This window comes from Streptococcus sp. FSL R7-0212 (assembly GCF_038007985.1).
GTDB lineage: Bacteria > Bacillota > Bacilli > Lactobacillales > Streptococcaceae > Streptococcus > Streptococcus parauberis.
In genome coordinates this window covers 1696057-1711844 of the sequence record NZ_JBBOYF010000001.1, presented here as the reverse complement: position 1 = coordinate 1711844, position 15788 = coordinate 1696057, and the positions used below count along the sequence as shown (strand labels likewise).

15 protein-coding genes and 1 pseudogene are annotated in these 15788 nt (G+C 36.8%); 12 read left to right on the top strand and 4 right to left on the bottom strand.

Going from position 1 to position 15788, the window contains the following annotated elements; genetic code table 11:
- Positions 1-52 precede the first annotated feature (52 nt).
- Positions 53-970: an aldo/keto reductase gene (locus MKY69_RS08695; RefSeq protein ID WP_003107599.1), complete on the top strand. Its 918-nt coding sequence runs from the start codon at positions 53-55 to the stop codon at positions 968-970.
- A 48-nt stretch (positions 971-1018) separates the two neighbouring features.
- Here MKY69_RS08695 and MKY69_RS08690 read toward each other — a convergent pair whose 3' ends face one another.
- Positions 1019-1981: an asparaginase gene (locus MKY69_RS08690; protein ID WP_003106022.1), complete on the bottom strand. Its 963-nt coding sequence runs from the start codon at positions 1979-1981 to the stop codon at positions 1019-1021.
- Between the two features lie 71 nt (positions 1982-2052).
- On the opposite strand from MKY69_RS08690, the gene MKY69_RS08685 reads away from it, so the two are divergent.
- Positions 2053-3441, top strand: a complete 1389-nt coding sequence (locus MKY69_RS08685) for a Cof-type HAD-IIB family hydrolase (protein WP_003107598.1) — start codon at positions 2053-2055, stop codon at positions 3439-3441.
- A 29-nt stretch (positions 3442-3470) separates the two neighbouring features.
- Here MKY69_RS08685 and MKY69_RS08680 read toward each other — a convergent pair whose 3' ends face one another.
- Complete coding sequence (locus MKY69_RS08680) at positions 3471-3923, bottom strand: universal stress protein (RefSeq protein WP_003103948.1); 453 nt, start codon at positions 3921-3923, stop codon at positions 3471-3473.
- Positions 3924-4116: 193 nt separating this feature from the next.
- Between MKY69_RS08680 and MKY69_RS08675 the strand changes: the two genes are divergently transcribed.
- The 3 genes from MKY69_RS08675 to MKY69_RS08665 all read left to right on the top strand — a co-directional run bounded on the left by MKY69_RS08675 (position 4117) and on the right by MKY69_RS08665 (position 6844).
- On the top strand, positions 4117-5331 hold the full coding sequence (locus tag MKY69_RS08675; RefSeq protein WP_003107597.1) for a pyridoxal phosphate-dependent aminotransferase: 1215 nt from the start codon (positions 4117-4119) through the stop codon (positions 5329-5331).
- Between the two features lie 180 nt (positions 5332-5511).
- Positions 5512-6294 carry a GTP-sensing pleiotropic transcriptional regulator CodY gene (codY, locus tag MKY69_RS08670; protein WP_003103534.1) on the top strand — a complete coding sequence of 261 codons (783 nt, stop codon included), beginning with the start codon at positions 5512-5514 and terminating at the stop codon, positions 6292-6294.
- A gap of 1 nt (position 6295) precedes the next feature.
- Positions 6296-6844, top strand: coding sequence for a cysteine hydrolase family protein (locus tag MKY69_RS08665; protein ID WP_003107596.1), 549 nt, complete (start codon positions 6296-6298; stop codon positions 6842-6844).
- Between the two features lie 30 nt (positions 6845-6874).
- Here MKY69_RS08665 and MKY69_RS08660 read toward each other — a convergent pair whose 3' ends face one another.
- A complete protein-coding gene (locus MKY69_RS08660; RefSeq protein ID WP_003103711.1) occupies positions 6875-7135 on the bottom strand; it encodes a metal-sensitive transcriptional regulator in 261 nt (86 codons plus the stop codon).
- 135 nt (positions 7136-7270) lie between these two features.
- Between MKY69_RS08660 and MKY69_RS08655 the strand changes: the two genes are divergently transcribed.
- The 4 genes from MKY69_RS08655 (at position 7271) to MKY69_RS08640 (ending at position 10831) form a co-directional block, all read left to right on the top strand.
- On the top strand, positions 7271-7594 hold the full coding sequence (locus tag MKY69_RS08655; RefSeq protein WP_003107595.1) for a rhodanese-like domain-containing protein: 324 nt from the start codon (positions 7271-7273) through the stop codon (positions 7592-7594).
- Positions 7595-7614: 20 nt separating this feature from the next.
- Complete coding sequence (locus MKY69_RS08650) at positions 7615-9270, top strand: FAD-dependent oxidoreductase (protein WP_004347392.1); 1656 nt, start codon at positions 7615-7617, stop codon at positions 9268-9270.
- Positions 9263-9562, top strand: coding sequence for a rhodanese-like domain-containing protein (locus MKY69_RS08645; protein ID WP_003105267.1), 300 nt, complete (start codon positions 9263-9265; stop codon positions 9560-9562). Before MKY69_RS08650 ends, MKY69_RS08645 begins: the two co-directional genes overlap by 8 nt.
- Positions 9563-9683: 121 nt before the next feature.
- A protein-coding gene (locus MKY69_RS08640; RefSeq protein ID WP_096368445.1) for an IS3 family transposase occupies positions 9684-10831 on the top strand; the annotation gives its coding sequence in 2 pieces (ribosomal slippage) (positions 9684-9936 and positions 9936-10831; 1149 coding nt in all).
- 43 nt (positions 10832-10874) lie between these two features.
- On the opposite strand, the pseudogene MKY69_RS08635 reads toward MKY69_RS08640, so the two are convergent.
- Positions 10875-11221, bottom strand: a pseudogene (locus tag MKY69_RS08635) (IS3 family transposase); the annotation flags it as partial.
- A gap of 350 nt (positions 11222-11571) precedes the next feature.
- Between MKY69_RS08635 and MKY69_RS08625 the strand changes: the two are divergent.
- From MKY69_RS08625 to ppdK, 3 genes are read left to right on the top strand one after another with little or no spacing between them, the layout of a single operon-like run.
- Positions 11572-12204, top strand: coding sequence for a helix-turn-helix transcriptional regulator (locus tag MKY69_RS08625; RefSeq protein ID WP_003107591.1), 633 nt, complete (start codon positions 11572-11574; stop codon positions 12202-12204).
- Between the two features lie 15 nt (positions 12205-12219).
- Positions 12220-13035: a pyruvate, water dikinase regulatory protein gene (locus tag MKY69_RS08620; protein WP_003107590.1), complete on the top strand. Its 816-nt coding sequence runs from the start codon at positions 12220-12222 to the stop codon at positions 13033-13035.
- A gap of 14 nt (positions 13036-13049) precedes the next feature.
- Positions 13050-15695 carry a pyruvate, phosphate dikinase gene (ppdK, locus tag MKY69_RS08615; RefSeq protein WP_340791489.1) on the top strand — a complete coding sequence of 882 codons (2646 nt, stop codon included), beginning with the start codon at positions 13050-13052 and terminating at the stop codon, positions 15693-15695.
- Positions 15696-15788: the final 93 nt, after the last annotated feature.

Sequence of the window (15788 nt, the reverse complement as noted above, 5' to 3'; positions counted from 1 at the left end):
ATTTCAAAAAATGGTATACTTATAAGACTAGTTAAATGAAAAGGAGACTACTATGAGCAATCAGATAATTGGGCAAACAGGTCTTGAGGGATCGCGTATTGCACTTGGCTGTATGAGAATGGCGGCTTTAGAAGTAGAAGAGGCTAAAAAAGTAATTTCAACAGCAATTAATGAAGGGATTAATTTCATTGATCATGCTGATATCTATGGAGGTGGGGAATCTGAAATTCGTTTTAGAGATGCTGCTAAGAATCTTGGACTTTCGCGTGACCAATATCTTCTACAATCTAAGTGTGGGATAAGAAAAGGCTTTTATGACTTTTCTAAAGAATATATTCTATCATCTGTTGATGGTATTTTAGAACGTCTTGATACAGACTATTTAGACATTTTAGTCTTGCACCGTCCAGATGCACTTGTTGAACCTGAAGAGGTGGCAGAAGCTTTCCTTCAATTAGAAAAAGCTGGCAAAGTGAAACACTTCGGTGTCAGCAACCAAAATCCACATCAAATTGCTTTATTACAGTCTTATCTGAATGAACCATTAGCAGTGAATCAGATGCAATTATCACCTGCTCATACGCCTATGTTTGATGCTGGATTCAATGTTAATATGCGTAATCAAGCGTCAATTGATCATGACAATGGTGTTGTTGAGTATTGCCGTTTGAATAAGATTACTATCCAAGCTTGGTCTCCTTTCCAAATTGATTTGGACAAGGGTCTCTTTGCTGGTAACCCAGATTATGAAGAGTTAAATCAAACCATTGCTAATTTAGCTGCTCAATATCAAGTTTCTGATGAGGCAATTGTCATGGCTTGGATACTACGTCATCCAGCGAAAATGCAAACTATTGCTGGTTCAATGAATCCAGAACGACTTTCAAAAATTGCACGTGCATATGATGTTCAACTAACTCGTGAAGAGTGGTATGATATCTACCGAAGTGCTGGTAATTCATTACCATAACAAAAAAATTGAGACTTTTGGTCTCAATTTTTTTGTTATTATAAAAGACTAGCCTTCAATGTATTCTTTCAGTTCATGGCCTTCTAAACCAGCATTGAGAGCTATTAATAGTTTTAGGCGTGCTTTTGGTGCGTTCAACTCTTTGACGAACATAACACCTGCTTTTTGTAAGCTAGCTCCGCCACCAATATAGTCATAGACAGGCTCTGCTATTCCATTAAAACAACGAGAGACAAGTACAACGGGGATGCCTAACTCCAGTAATTTTTGAACTTCGGGGACAGCTAATGGAGGAATGTTACCAGCGCCTAGGGCTTCAATGACTAAGCCTTGAATATTATCTGGTGTTAAGAGACTGAGGATGCTTTGGTCGCCCATTCCGGCGTATGCTTTGATGATTGGTACAGTCCCAGAAATTTGCTTAAGGTCAAAGCGGACGCGCGGTTCAGCAGTTTTGAAGAAAAGGATATCGTCTTTAAGGATCACACCTAGAGGTCCGTGGGTAGGTGTCTGGAAGGTCGAGATGTTGGTGGTATGTGTTTTTGTGACATATTTGGCGGCATGGATTTCGTCATTCATAACGACTAAAACTCCTTTATCTTTTGCTTTGTCATGGCTAGCAACTCGCAGTGCGGTTAAGTAGTTATAAATGCCATCGCTCCCAACTTCATTGGTACTCCGCATTGCACCAGTAATGACAATGGGAATATTGGGAATTTTCATGGTATCTAAGAAGTAGGCTGTCTCTTCTAAGGTATCCGTTCCATGGGTAATTACGACGCCGTCGTAGTTATCCCCCACTTCTTTAATTTTCAGATAAAGGTCAAGCATATGAACAGGTCTAATATGAGGACTTGGTAAGTTTAAGAAATCAACAACACTTAATTGGATGTTTTCAAGTTCAATTCCAATTTGGGTCATTGGATTAATTTGGTTTGGAGCGACTTTTCCAAATGCATCAGATTGCATAGAAATTGTTCCACCAGTATGTAAGACCAAAATTTGTTTCATTATTTGTCATACTTCCTTCAATTTTATGTTATAATCTATTCTATCATAAAGAGAAGTGAGTAAAATAAGTTTTGACAATTAAAGCCGTTTTTTTTGATATTGATGGGACATTATTGAATGACCGAAAAAATGTTCAAAAAACAACTCAGAAAGCTATTAGAAGTTTAAAAAGTCAAGGGATCATGGTTGGCCTAGCGACAAGTCGTGGGCCTGGTTTTGTGCAGCCTTTTCTTGAGAACTTTGGGATAGATTTCGCGGTAACTTATAATGGTCAAATTATTCTAACACGGGATAAAATTCTCTATCAAAATCAATTACCAAAATCACTAGTCTATAAAATCATTCGTTATGCCAGTGAAAAGAAAAAAGAGGTCTCTTTAGGTACAGTAGCTGGTTTAGCCGGTTCTCGAATTATTGATATGGGGACAAGTCAGTTTGGACAGGTTGTCTCAAGTATTGTTCCCAAGAGTATGGTCACAACAGTTGAGAGCAGTTTTAAAAACTTGATTCGTCGGGTTAAACCACAAAGTTTCACTAACCTTGTCACAATCATGCGTGAACCAATTTATCAGGTTGTTATGGTTGCTTCAGTGGAAGAAACAAATGAAATTATCGAAAAATTTCCCTACGTCAAAATTACCAGAAGTAGTCCCTATTCCATTGATTTCATTTCGATGGAGCAATCAAAAATCAAAGGGATTGAACGCCTAGGTGGAATGTTTGGTTTTGAATTATCTGAAGTAATGGCCTTTGGCGATTCCGATAATGATGTGGAGATGTTAAATGGTGTGGGAGTCGGAGTTGCCATGGGCAATGCCGATGAGTTAGTTAAAGAAGGTGCTCACTTTGTTACAGCCTCAAATAATAATGGGGGTATTTCAAAAGCTCTTGCGCATTACGGCTTGATTCATTTAGATGTTGAAAAAAGCTTTAAGAGTCGTGATGAGAACTTTAACAAGGTTAAAGATTTCCACCGCGTTATGGATGGTGATACTGTCGAAACACCGCGCGGCTATTCTCTGAAGGAAGCTAGTCATCGAGCTGACTTTAAGGTTGAAGAACTAGTTGAATTCTTATATGCGGCTAGCCAGGGTGAAAAGGGTCAATTTACTCAATCCTTGATGGATTTACACTCTGCCATTGACCGCGCAGCCATAAAAGTACAGTCCAAAGAACATCCTGAAACCCCAATGGTCGGTCAAGTTGATGCTTTGACAGATTTACTTTACTTTACTTATGGCTCCTTTGTTTTAATGGGTGTTGACCCACAACCGATTTTTGAAACAGTGCATGAGTCCAATATGGGTAAAATGTTTCCCGATGGGAAGGCCCATTTTGATCCTGTGACCCATAAAGTTTTAAAACCGGCTGATTGGGAGAAACACTACGCCCCAGAGGCAGCAATAAAAAAAGAATTAGATAAGCAACTTCAAAAATCACTGCAAAAATTAGAAAAATAAAAAAGACTTGAATGATCAAGTCTTTTTTATTATAAGGTTTTTTTACTATCACGAACAACTAATAGGTCAACTTTTGCATGGCGTAGGATATACTCTGATGAAGACCCAATAAGTAAGCGTTCAAAAGTATTAAGCCCAGTTGCCCCAACCATTATGAGATCAACGTTTTCGCGATCTGGAATTTCATGGGCAAGTAAGTTTTTCGGATTGCCAAATTCAATTACTTGGCGTACTTGTGTTAGGCCTTGGGCGCGTGCTTGTTGTTCTAATTCGGACAAGACTTCTTTGGCTTCTTGTTCTAACTTATCATAGATGTAAGTATCAAAAGTGGCAACGCTTTGTAATGCACGTGTATCAATAACATGAGCTAGAATTAATTCACCGTTATTACGAAGTGCGACGTTTACACCTTTGTTAAAAGCCAATTCAGATTCAAATGAACCATCGACGGCAACCATTACGTGTTCATACTTTTGTGACATAATCTTGTCCTCCTATGTTAAACTAATAAAGTATACTTTATAGTAATATTATACACCATATCAGTTAATTATGAAAGCGTTTCACGCGTTTTCCTGAAATGATTTTATGATATAATTTCATTATTTTAATTATTAATAAGTTCTTCCTATTTTAACAATATTTGTTTATAATATAGAGCAAAAGGAGTTTGCTATGAAAATATTTGAAAAATCATCGAAATTAGATCATGTGGCTTATGATATCCGTGGTCCAGTTTTAGAAGAAGCAGAACGCATGATGGCAAATGGCGAAAAAATATTGCGATTAAATACTGGAAATCCAGCTGCTTTTGGATTTGAAGCCCCAGATGAAGTTATTCGTGATTTGATTGTCAATGCGCGTGCAAGTGAAGGCTACTCTGACAGTAGAGGAATATTTTCAGCCCGTAAAGCAATTATGCAATATTGTCAGCTTAAAAAATTTCCAGATGTTGATATTGATGATATATATTTAGGAAATGGTGTATCAGAATTAATTTCAATGTCTATGCAAGCTTTACTTAATGACGGGGATGAAGTGCTAGTACCGATGCCTGATTATCCACTATGGACGGCCTGTGTCAGTCTATCAGGTGGTAAAGCTGTTCATTATTTATGTGATGAAGAGTCAAATTGGTACCCTGATATTGAAGACATTAAATCAAAAGTATCCAATAAGACTAAAGCAATCGTCGTTATTAATCCTAATAACCCAACAGGTGCTCTATACCCTGATGAGATATTAGAAGATATTATTCAAATTGCACGAGAAAATGAATTGATTATCTTCGCTGACGAGATTTATGATCGGTTAGTGATGGATGGTGGTGAACATACTGCTATTGCTAGTCTGGCACCAGATGTATTCTGTGTCTCAATGAATGGCTTATCTAAGTCACATCGGATTGCAGGTTTTCGTGTTGGTTGGATGGTTTTATCTGGTCCCAAAAAAAATGTCCGTGGCTATATTGAAGGACTAAATATGTTAGCTAATATGCGTTTATGTTCAAATGTATTGGCTCAACAAGTTGTTCAAACCTCACTAGGAGGTTATCAATCTGTAGATGAATTGTTATTACCTGGTGGACGGATTTATGAGCAACGTAATTTTATTCATAAAGCAATTAATGATATTCCAGGTTTATCTGCTGTTAAGCCACAAGCTGGACTTTACATTTTCCCTAAAATTGATCGCAATATGTATAATATTGATGATGACGAACTCTTTGTATTAGATTTATTAAAACAAGAGAAGGTGATGCTTGTCCATGGTCGTGGTTTCAACTGGAAAGACCCTGATCATTTCCGAATAGTCTACCTTCCAAGGGTGGAAGAGCTAGCAGATGTGCAGGAAAAAATAACACGTGTGCTAAGCAAATACAAACGTTAATAAATCAAATAAAATTAAAAGAACTTGGAATATTTACAAGTTCTTTTTTTATTAATGAAGTAAAAAAAAGATTAAAATAGGAATTGTAGAAATAATAAACAATTTTCTGAAAATTCCTTGCGAAATCGCTTCACCTTTGATATAATTGAAGCGCAATAAAATCAAAGGAAAAGGTGAAAAATGCCAAATTTATTAGAAAAAACACGTAAGATTACGTCCATTCTACAGCGTTCCGTTGATAGTTTAGATACTGAACTACCATACAATACAATGGCATCTCGTTTAGCAGATATTATTGATTGTAATGCTTGTATTATTAATGGTGGTGGAACTCTATTGGGTTATGCCATGAAATATAAAACAAATAATGACCGCGTTGAAGAGTTCTTTGAAGCGAAGCAATTTCCAGATTCATATGTTAAAGCAGCAAGTCGTGTTTATGATACAGAAGCAAACTTAACTGTTGAGAACGAGTTAACAATCTTTCCAGTTGAATCTAAAGATGACTTTCCAGAGGGATTGACAACAATTGCCCCAATTTATGGTGGCGGTATGCGATTGGGTTCATTAATTATTTGGCGTAATGATGAACAATTTGATGATGATGATTTGATTTTGGTTGAAATTTCAAGTACTGTTGTAGGTATTCAATTACTTAACTTACAAACAGAAAACCTTGAAGAAACAATACGTAAACAAACTGCTGTAAATATGGCAATTAATACCCTATCTTATTCTGAAATGAAAGCTGTCGCAGCTATTTTAGGTGAATTAGATGGTAACGAAGGACGTTTAACAGCATCAGTAATTGCTGATCGTATTGGAATTACGCGTTCTGTTATTGTTAATGCCTTACGTAAGCTTGAAAGTGCTGGGATTATTGAAAGTCGCTCACTTGGTATGAAGGGAACTTATTTAAAAGTTATTAATGAAGGTATCTTTGATAAACTAAAGGAGTATTAAGATGACCAAAGCACTAATATCAATTGATTATACACAAGATTTTGTTGCTGATAATGGCAAGTTAACTGCTGGTCAACTAGCGCAAGCTATTTCAGAAGCAATTTTCCAAGTGATCAAGAAGGCCTATGATGATGGAGACTATATCTTTTTTGCCATTGATGGTCATGATTTAGATGATAAATTTCACCCTGAATCAAAACTTTTCCCACCACACAATGTTAACGGTACAAGTGGCCGTAATTTATTTGGGCCCTTAGCTGACCTATATGAGTCTATTAAAGAGGATGATTCTGTTTTTTGGATGGATAAAAGACACTATTCTGCTTTTTCAGGAACAGATTTAGATATTCGTTTAAGAGAGCGTGGTGTAACTAGTCTCATCTTAACAGGCGTATTAACTGATATTTGTGTATTGCATACAGCAATTGATGCCTATAATTTAGGTTATAAAATTGAAGTTGTTAAAAATGCAGTTGCGAGCATCACTGAAGAAAATAACCAATGGGCACTCAATCATTTTGAGTCAGTTCTTGGTGCAAAAATTATATAAAAAAGACGTGAGAAATCCACGTCTTTTTGCTTATTTCTTGATAATTAAATTTATTGCTTGATTGATACGTTCTTCTTGAAGTTGTGGGTCATCTGATGGATTTTCGATGACTTGTGTAATTTTTTCCCCAATAATTACACCCATTGTACTATTAATGCTTGAACGAATGGCAGTCAACTGAGTAATGACATCGAAGCAAGATTTTTCTTCTTCAATCATCCTTTGAATTCCTCGGATTTGTCCTTCGGTCCGTTTAAGTCTATTAATAATATCCTTCTTTTTTGTTTTCATAAAAACCTCACTTCTGAAGAATAATTATACTTGGCTTAAGACACTTTGTCAATTTTTAACCAAATTTTATTAGTTGACTTTCGGAGTTTCGCGTGCTATTCTAAAAATACCACAAGGGGTATATAAGGAGTGAGAATGATTTTTAATAAACTTTTTGCTAAACAAAAACAAGAAACAATTTCGACTCAAGAGTTGGAAGAACTCTTAAAAACTAAAAACATTGATATACTAGATGTCCGGACAAGTAATGAATTTCGATCAGGACATATTAAGCAATCTCGAAACTATCCATTATCTTCTATTTCATCTTATCAAGGAAGAAAAGATAAAAAGATTTACCTAATTTGTCAGTCTGGGATGCGAAGCAAAAAAGCATGCAAAACCTTGAATCAAATGGGGTATCAAACTGTAAATATAAAAGGTGGCATGTCTGCATGGACAGGTCCTAAAACAAATTAAGAATGCGTAAAGGAGTAAAAATGACTAAAATTATTATTGTTGGTGGCGTTGCTGGTGGTATGTCAGCAGCAACTCGTCTTAGACGATTAATGGAAGATGCAGAAATTATTGTATTTGATCGGGGACCTTATGTTTCTTTTGCTAACTGTGGCCTTCCCTATCATGTTTCGGGAGAAATCGCTGAACGCGGAAGCTTATTAGTCCAAACACCAGAAAGACTTAAAGCTCGCTTTGAATTAGATGTGCGACCAGAAACAGAAATCATTGCTATCAATACGCAAGAGAAGACAGTTACAGCACGTCACGAAGGAAAAAAATACACTGAAACTTATGATAAACTGATTCTATCTCCAGGTGCAAAACCATTTATTCCCCAAATGCCAGGCTTAGAGCAAGCAGAAAATGTATTCAGTTTAAGAAATATTCCTGATTTGGATAAAATTATGGCTCAAATCGAGAGGCAAAAAGTTGGTAAAGCAACCGTTATTGGTGCAGGTTTTATTGGTCTAGAAATGGCTGAAAGCTTGTCAAATAAAGGCTATCAAGTTACAATTATTGAAAAAGCACCACATGTTTTACCACCATTAGATGAAGAAATGGCCAGCTTTGTTCAAGCAGAGTTAGAAAAGAATAAAATTACTGTCATTACAGGCCAATCAGCCCGCTCTTTTGAAGAAAAAGGACAAGTTATTGTCTTAGAAGATGGCAACCGCATTGAATCTGATTTGACAATTATGTCTGTTGGCGTGATGCCAGCCTCTGATTTAGCAAAAAATGCCGGCATTAAATTAGGCATGAAGGATGGAATCTTGGTTGATGATAATTATCAAACAAGTATCGAGGATATCTATGCTGTTGGCGATGCTATTATTGTTAAACAAGAAATTACAAGACAAGAGGCATTGATTTCACTTGCTAGTCCTGCTAACCGTCAAGGTCGTCAAGTTGCTGACGTTATTGCTGGCTTGAGTCGCAAAAACAAAGGCAGCATCGGAACTGCGATTGTCCGCGTTTTCGGTTTAGCTGCTGCATCTACTGGCCTCAGTGAACGTGTGGCTAAACAAAACTTTGACGACGTTGCTGTTCTCCATACAAGCGGAAAGGATCACGCTTCCTATTTTCCAGGAGCAACCGATATAACACTTAAATTGGTCTTTAGTAAAAATAGTGGCCGTATTTATGGAGCGCAGGCTATTGGGCAAAAAGGCGTTGATAAACGAATTGATATCATAGCTACCGCTATAAAGGGTGGGTTGACTGTGGAGGATTTGCCAGAGTTAGAATTCACTTATGCTCCGCCATTTGGCGCGGCCAAAGATCCAGTCAATATGGCAGGATATGTTGCTATTAATATTATGGAAGGAACCAGTGATACAATCCAATGGTATCAACTAGAAGAAGAACTAGCTAAAGGTAAAAAACTACTAGATGTTCGTACCACAACTGAATTTGCAAAAGGGAACTTTGCTGATGGCATTAATATTCCATTAGATGATTTGCGCGGTCGTCTTAATGAACTTGATAAAAATCAAGCTTATATTGTAAGTTGCCACAGTGGATTGCGATCATACTTAGCAGAACGCATTTTAATACAGGCAGGCTTTACTGTTCAAAACTTGGACGGTGCCTACTCTCTATACAAAAGTGTTTACCCAGAAAGGATTAACCATGTTTAAATCAGAATCAATTGTTGAATTAGAAGGATTATTGAGACAAGATCAGATTAACCTGATTGACGTTCGTGAAAGTTTTGAATATGAAACTGGGCACGTACCTAGTGCAGCCAATATGCCATTAAGTCATTTTGAAGAAACCTATCAGACCTTAGATAAAAACAAAAGTTATCATATTATTTGTCAATCTGGAGGTCGTTCAGCCCAAGCTGCAACATTTCTTGTAAATCAAGGGTATAAAGATGTGACAAATGTTGAAGGTGGAACTGGAGCCTGGACAGGTAAATTAGATTAGTAAAAAAACCTTAGGAAGAATTGAAGTGATCCCTAAAAGTTAGACAGTATATTTAAGTTAAGGGTGGAAAGGTTATAATAAACTAGACACAAAGTTAAGAGAAATCGTGGAAAGGTTTATTATGGCAAGAAGAAAATTCGATAAACAATTTAAAAATTCTGCAGTAAAACTCATTCTTGAAGAGGGTTACTCTGTTAAAGAAGTCAGCCAAGAGCTTGAGGTTCATGCCAATAGTCTTTATCGCTGGGTTCAAGAAGTTGAAGAATATGGAGAAAGTGCTTTTCCAGGCAATGGGACAGCCCTGGCTGATGCCCAACATAAGATTAAATTGTTAGAGAAAGAAAATCGTTATCTTCAGGAGGAACTTGAACTTCTAAAAAAGTTCCGGGTCTTCTTGAAGCGAAGCAAGTAAAACGTTTTGAATTTCTCTTGAAACATCATGGGAAGATAAAAATTAAGCATGCAGTAAAAGTTCTTAAGGTTTCTCGCTCAGGTTTCTATGAATACATGCATCGTCGTCCTTCAAAACAACAAGTGGAGAGAGAAATTCTCTCAGAGAAGATAAAAGCTGTCTTTCATGAGCATAAGGGACGCTATGGTGCGGTTAGAATTACCAAGGTACTTCATAATACTGGTATTATGACCAACACGAAACGTGTTGGGAAACTGATGCACTTGATGGGACTTTATGCCAAGGGAAGCCGTTATAAATATAAACATTACAACAGAAAAGGAGCTTCGCTTTCAAGACCCAATTTAATTAATCAGATCTTTAAAGCAACAGCTCCTAATAAAGTATGGCTGGGAGACATGACCTATATCCCTACCAAAGAAGGCACCTTATACTTAGCCGTGAATATCGACGTTTTTTCACGTAAGATTGTAGGCTGGTCAATGTCTTCACGGATGCAAGATAAACTGGTGAGGGATTGCTTATTACAAGCTTGTGGGAAAGAACATCCTCAGCCTGGCTTGATTGTCCATACTGATCAAGGGAGTCAATATACAAGCTCTCGTTATCAATCTACTCTTCGTCAAGTCGGTGCTCAATCTAGCATGAGTCGTAAAGGAAATCCCTATGACAATGCAATGATGGAGTCTTTTTATAAGACGCTAAAGAGGGAGCTTATTAATGATGCTCATTTTGAGACAAGAGCTGAGGCTACTCAAGAAATATTTAAATACATTGAGACCTATTACAATACAAAAAGGATGCATTCAGGTCTTGATTACAAGTCTCCAAAAGACTTTGAAAAATATAATTCTTAAATTCTCTTAACTCCGTGTCTAGTTTTTCGTTGACTTTCCAGGGTTGAGTTCTGTATTGTACAGGGCTCAGTCCTTTTAATGTTAGTTTAATTCGTTTATTGTTGTAGTAGTCAATATATTCCGTAATAGCGGATTTCAATGCTTCAAGTGAAGAATAACTTTTCTCAAAACCATAAAACATTTCTGTTTTTAATGTTCCAAAGAAAGATTCCATATGCCATTATCTAAGCTATTGCCTTTACTAGACAATGAGGGTTTCATACCATGGTCTTCAAGAAACTTATGATAAAACGCATGTTGGTACTGCCAACCTTGGTCGCTATGTAAAATGGTTCTCAGATATATTTTCTCTGGAAAAGCACTTTCAAGCATGGTTTTTAGTTGTTTTATTTTCTTCAGAATAAACAGTCACTAAACGTTGTATTCGCAACTTACCTTGTTCTAGTGCTGTGTCATTAATATCATAGATAGTAACATCAAAACCTTAGTAAGCTGTTTGAAATGCAATTTGATTTCCTAATACGTCGCTTCCTGCGCCAGTAACTTTTTTAATTGACAAAATTTGACCTCCTAAATATTCTAAAAACGGTTACGGATGCAGTGTAACTGAAATGTAAGTCAAATTAAATACAATATTAGTCATAAATAATATTTTTTTATATTTTTGACTTGATATTCCGAATAAAGAGTATATAATATACTACATAAGGATATAGTGTATCACATTTAGAGAATAGGAGGTGTTTGTTATCCAATTTTCCGCTAGACAAAAATCGATTGTTTCGATAGTAAAAGAAAAAGAACCGATAACTGGTGAAAAAATCGCGGAAGTATTGAAAGTCACTAGAGCTGCCATAAGATCAGACTTAGTTGTCCTAACAATGCTTGGTGTATTGGACGCCAAACCAAAGGTTGGCTATTTTTATGCAGGTCGTAAAGAGTCTAACTCAGAATATAACCTGTATAAAGATATGAAAGTGTCAGACATTATGGGAATACCCCATATGGCACATCAAAAAGATTCCGTATACGACGTTATTGTTCAAATTTTTATGGAAGATTCTGGTGGTGTCTTTATCTTGGATGAGTCAGATTACTTATGTGGTTTGGTTTCTCGGAAGGATCTATTAAAAGCTACAATTGGTAGTGGTGATTTAAGCAAGATTCCTATTGGCATGATTATGACCCGAGTACCAAATATTTCAACAGTTAGTGAAGACGAATATGTGCTCTCAGCAGCAGAAAAGTTGGTTGCCCGTGAGGTTGATAGTTTACCTGTTGTCGAACAATTAGAAAATGGCAAGATGAAGGTGATAGGTAAACTATCAAAAACGATTATTACCAAACTTTTCCTTGAGATAAAGGAAAAGTAGAATGGTGGAGGTATTATGGACGATCAATTAGAAATATATATTGTATCAGATTCGTTAGGAGAAACGGCACGTGTAATCGCAAATGCTTGCATACAACAATTTCCTATGCAGGGAGAATGGCAATTTAAACGTTTTTCATATATTAACACTGAGGCCCTGTTAGAGACTGTTTTAGATGAGGCTAAGGATAAAAATGTTTGTATCATGTACAGCTTAGTCGATGATCACTTAGCAACTTATGCTCAGAAAAGATGTGAAGAAGAAGACTTGGTCTACGTTGATTTATTAACTAATGTCATTAAGGCTATGTCAAGGGTATCTGGGATAGCGCCACTTGGGCAACCTGGTCTCTTACGTAAATTGGATAAAGAGTATTTTAAACGTGTTGAAGCAATTGAATTTACAGTTAAGTATGATGATGGGAAAGATCCAAGAGCAATTCTTGCTGCGGATTTAGTCTTATTAGGTATCTCGAGAACTTCAAAAACACCTTTAAGTATGTACCTTGCAGATAAACATCTCAAGGTCGTAAACATTCCTTTAATCCCAGAGATTCCGATACCAAAGGAACTTTATCAAATTAATTCCAGAAAAATTATTGGTTTAACCAATTCGATTGAGCGTTTAGGTCAAGTACGAAAAGAACGGCTAAGAGCCATGGGCTTATCGAGTTCAGCAAGCTATGCTAATATGGAACGCATTTTTGAAGAATTAACATATGCTGAAGATGTTATGAAAAAGCTGAATTGCCCAATTATCAATGTTTCGGAAAAAGCAATTGAAGAAACAGCAACAATCATACTTGAAATCTTAAAAAATAATGATTTATAAAAATGGAGGCACACATGGAAACTAAGTTTGTTTATCGTTTTGTTGAAGGTCATAAAGACATGCGCAGTCTTTTAGGTGGGAAAGGAGCTAATTTGGCAGAAATGACAAGCATTGGCTTGCCTGTTCCCCAAGGATTTACTATTACAACTGAGGCTTGTAATGATTATTATGATAATGGTAGTCAAATTCGAGATATCATTTTAGACCAAATTGATTCAGCTTTAGAAAAATTGGAAGTTGAACAAGGTAAAAAATTAGGAAGTGACCAAGATCCGTTATTAGTATCTGTTCGTTCGGGTGCGGTTTTTTCAATGCCTGGTATGATGGATACCATCCTAAACCTTGGCTTAAATGATACTAGTGTCCTTGGACTAATTTCAGCAACGAAAAATGAACGCTTTGCATATGATAGCTATCGTCGTTTCATCCAAATGTTTGCAGATGTAGCTATTGGAATTCCAAAATACAAATTTGAATCTGTCCTTGATAAAGTAAAAGCTGAAAAAGGCTATCAAGATGATACAGATTTATCAAGTCAAGATTTACAAAAAATTGTAAGCGTGTACAAAGATATTTACCAATCAGAAACTGGTAATGCTTTCCCACAAGAACCAAAAGAACAATTGATGCTTGCGATTGAAGCAGTTTTTAAATCTTGGAATAATCCAAGAGCCCAAGTTTATCGTCGCTTAAATGATATCTCACATACACTTGGTACAGCAGTTAATATCCAATCAATGGTTTATGGAAATATGGGTGATAACAGCGGAACAGGGGTTGCTTTCACTCGTAATCCATCAACAGGTGAAAAACACCTCTTTGGCGAATATTTGATTAATGCACAAGGGGAAGATGTGGTTGCTGGTATTCGTACTCCTCAAAGCATTGATCGACTAAAAAAAGATATACCTGAGATTTATGACCAATTTGTTGAAATTACTAACATTCTTGAAAAGCATTACAAAGATATGCAAGATGTTGAGTTTACCATTGAAAAAGGACGTTTATTCATGCTCCAAACTCGCAATGGTAAACGTACAGCTAAGGCAGCTATTAAGATCGCAGTCGATCAAGTTAATGAAGGTTTAATCTCTAAAGAAGAAGCTCTTCTCCGCATTGAACCTCGTCAATTGGAACAATTGTTACACCCTTCATTTGATCAAAAAGATTTGGAAAAAGCAGAACTTCTTGCAAAAGGACTTCCTGCTTCACCAGGTGCAGCTTGTGGTCAAATTTACTTCCATGCAGAAGATGCTGTCCGTGAAGAAAATGCAGGTAAAACCGTTCTTTTAGTAAGACAAGAAACTTCTCCTGAGGATATCGAAGGTATGATTAGTGCCAAAGGAATCATTACTGCGCGTGGTGGAATGACTTCTCATGCTGCAGTTGTTGCTCGTGGTATGGGTAAGCCTTGTGTAGCTGGAAGTAGCTTGTTAATGGTTGATGAAGAAGAAAAAGTATTAACTTGTGGATCATTAGTCATCAAAGAAGGTGAATTTTTATCTATTGATGGTGGAACAGGATCAGTATATCTTAATCAAGTACCAATGGCATCGACAGCACTTGATCAAGACTATCTTACTTTCATGGAATGGGTCAATGAAGAACGTGACATGATGGTTAGATGCAATGCTGATACACCTCGGGATGCCAAAAAAGCTTTGGAATTTGGTGCAGAAGGTATAGGTTTATGCCGTACAGAACATATGTTCTTTGATGAAGAACGTATCCCTCTTGTCCGTGAGATGATTGTTGCTGACAATGTGGATGATCGTGTTAAAGCACTTGATAAACTTCTTCCTCACCAAAGAGATGACTTCTATCAACTCTTCATGGTTCTTAATGGCAAATCTTGTACTATCCGTCTTTTAGACCCGCCACTTCATGAATTCTTGCCACATGATCAGGCTTCTATTGAAAGTCTTGCTAGCCAGTTAAGGATGTCAGTTAAAGATCTCCAAAAACGCATCAAGGAACTTGAAGAATTTAACCCGATGTTAGGTCACCGTGGTTGCCGCTTAGCAATTACATATCCAGAGATGTGTATCATGCAAGCGCGAGCAATTGCCCAAGGAGCTATTAAAGCGCATAAAGCAGGCGTGAAAGTTAGTCCTGAAATTATGGTCCCACTTGTAAGTATCGTCGAAGAATTTAAAATTTTAAAAAAATTAATTGAAGATACAGTGGAAGAAGAGTTAGCTGAAGCTAATATTCAAATGAATTACACAATTGGTACAATGATTGAAATTCCAAGAGCCTGTGTAACTGCTGATGAAATTGCAGAAGTTGCTGATTTCTTCAGTTTTGGTACCAATGATCTTACTCAAATGGGCTTCGGTTTCTCTCGTGATGATGCCGGCAAGTTCTTAGGTGAGTATGTTGACAAGAACATCTTCGAAAAAGATCCATTTGAAGTTCTTGATCAAAAAGGGATTGGTCGTTTATTAAGCATGGCCGTAAAACTTGGTCGTGGAGTGAAACCTGATCTTAAACTTGGAATCTGTGGAGAACATGGTGGCGAACCCAACACAGTAGAATTTTGTTACCGCCAAGGTCTCAACTATGTGTCATGTTCACCTTTCCGTGTGCCTATTGCAAAATTAGCGGCTGCACAAGCCAAAATTAAAGGCCAAGGCTCAAGCCTTCATGTAGATAAATAAAGTCAACCCTTAATTGATTACTAATGTAATCAATTAAGGGTTTTTAGATGTGCAAAGCCTAAAAGAATCAGTTAGTTGGCTGAAAAAATGAGT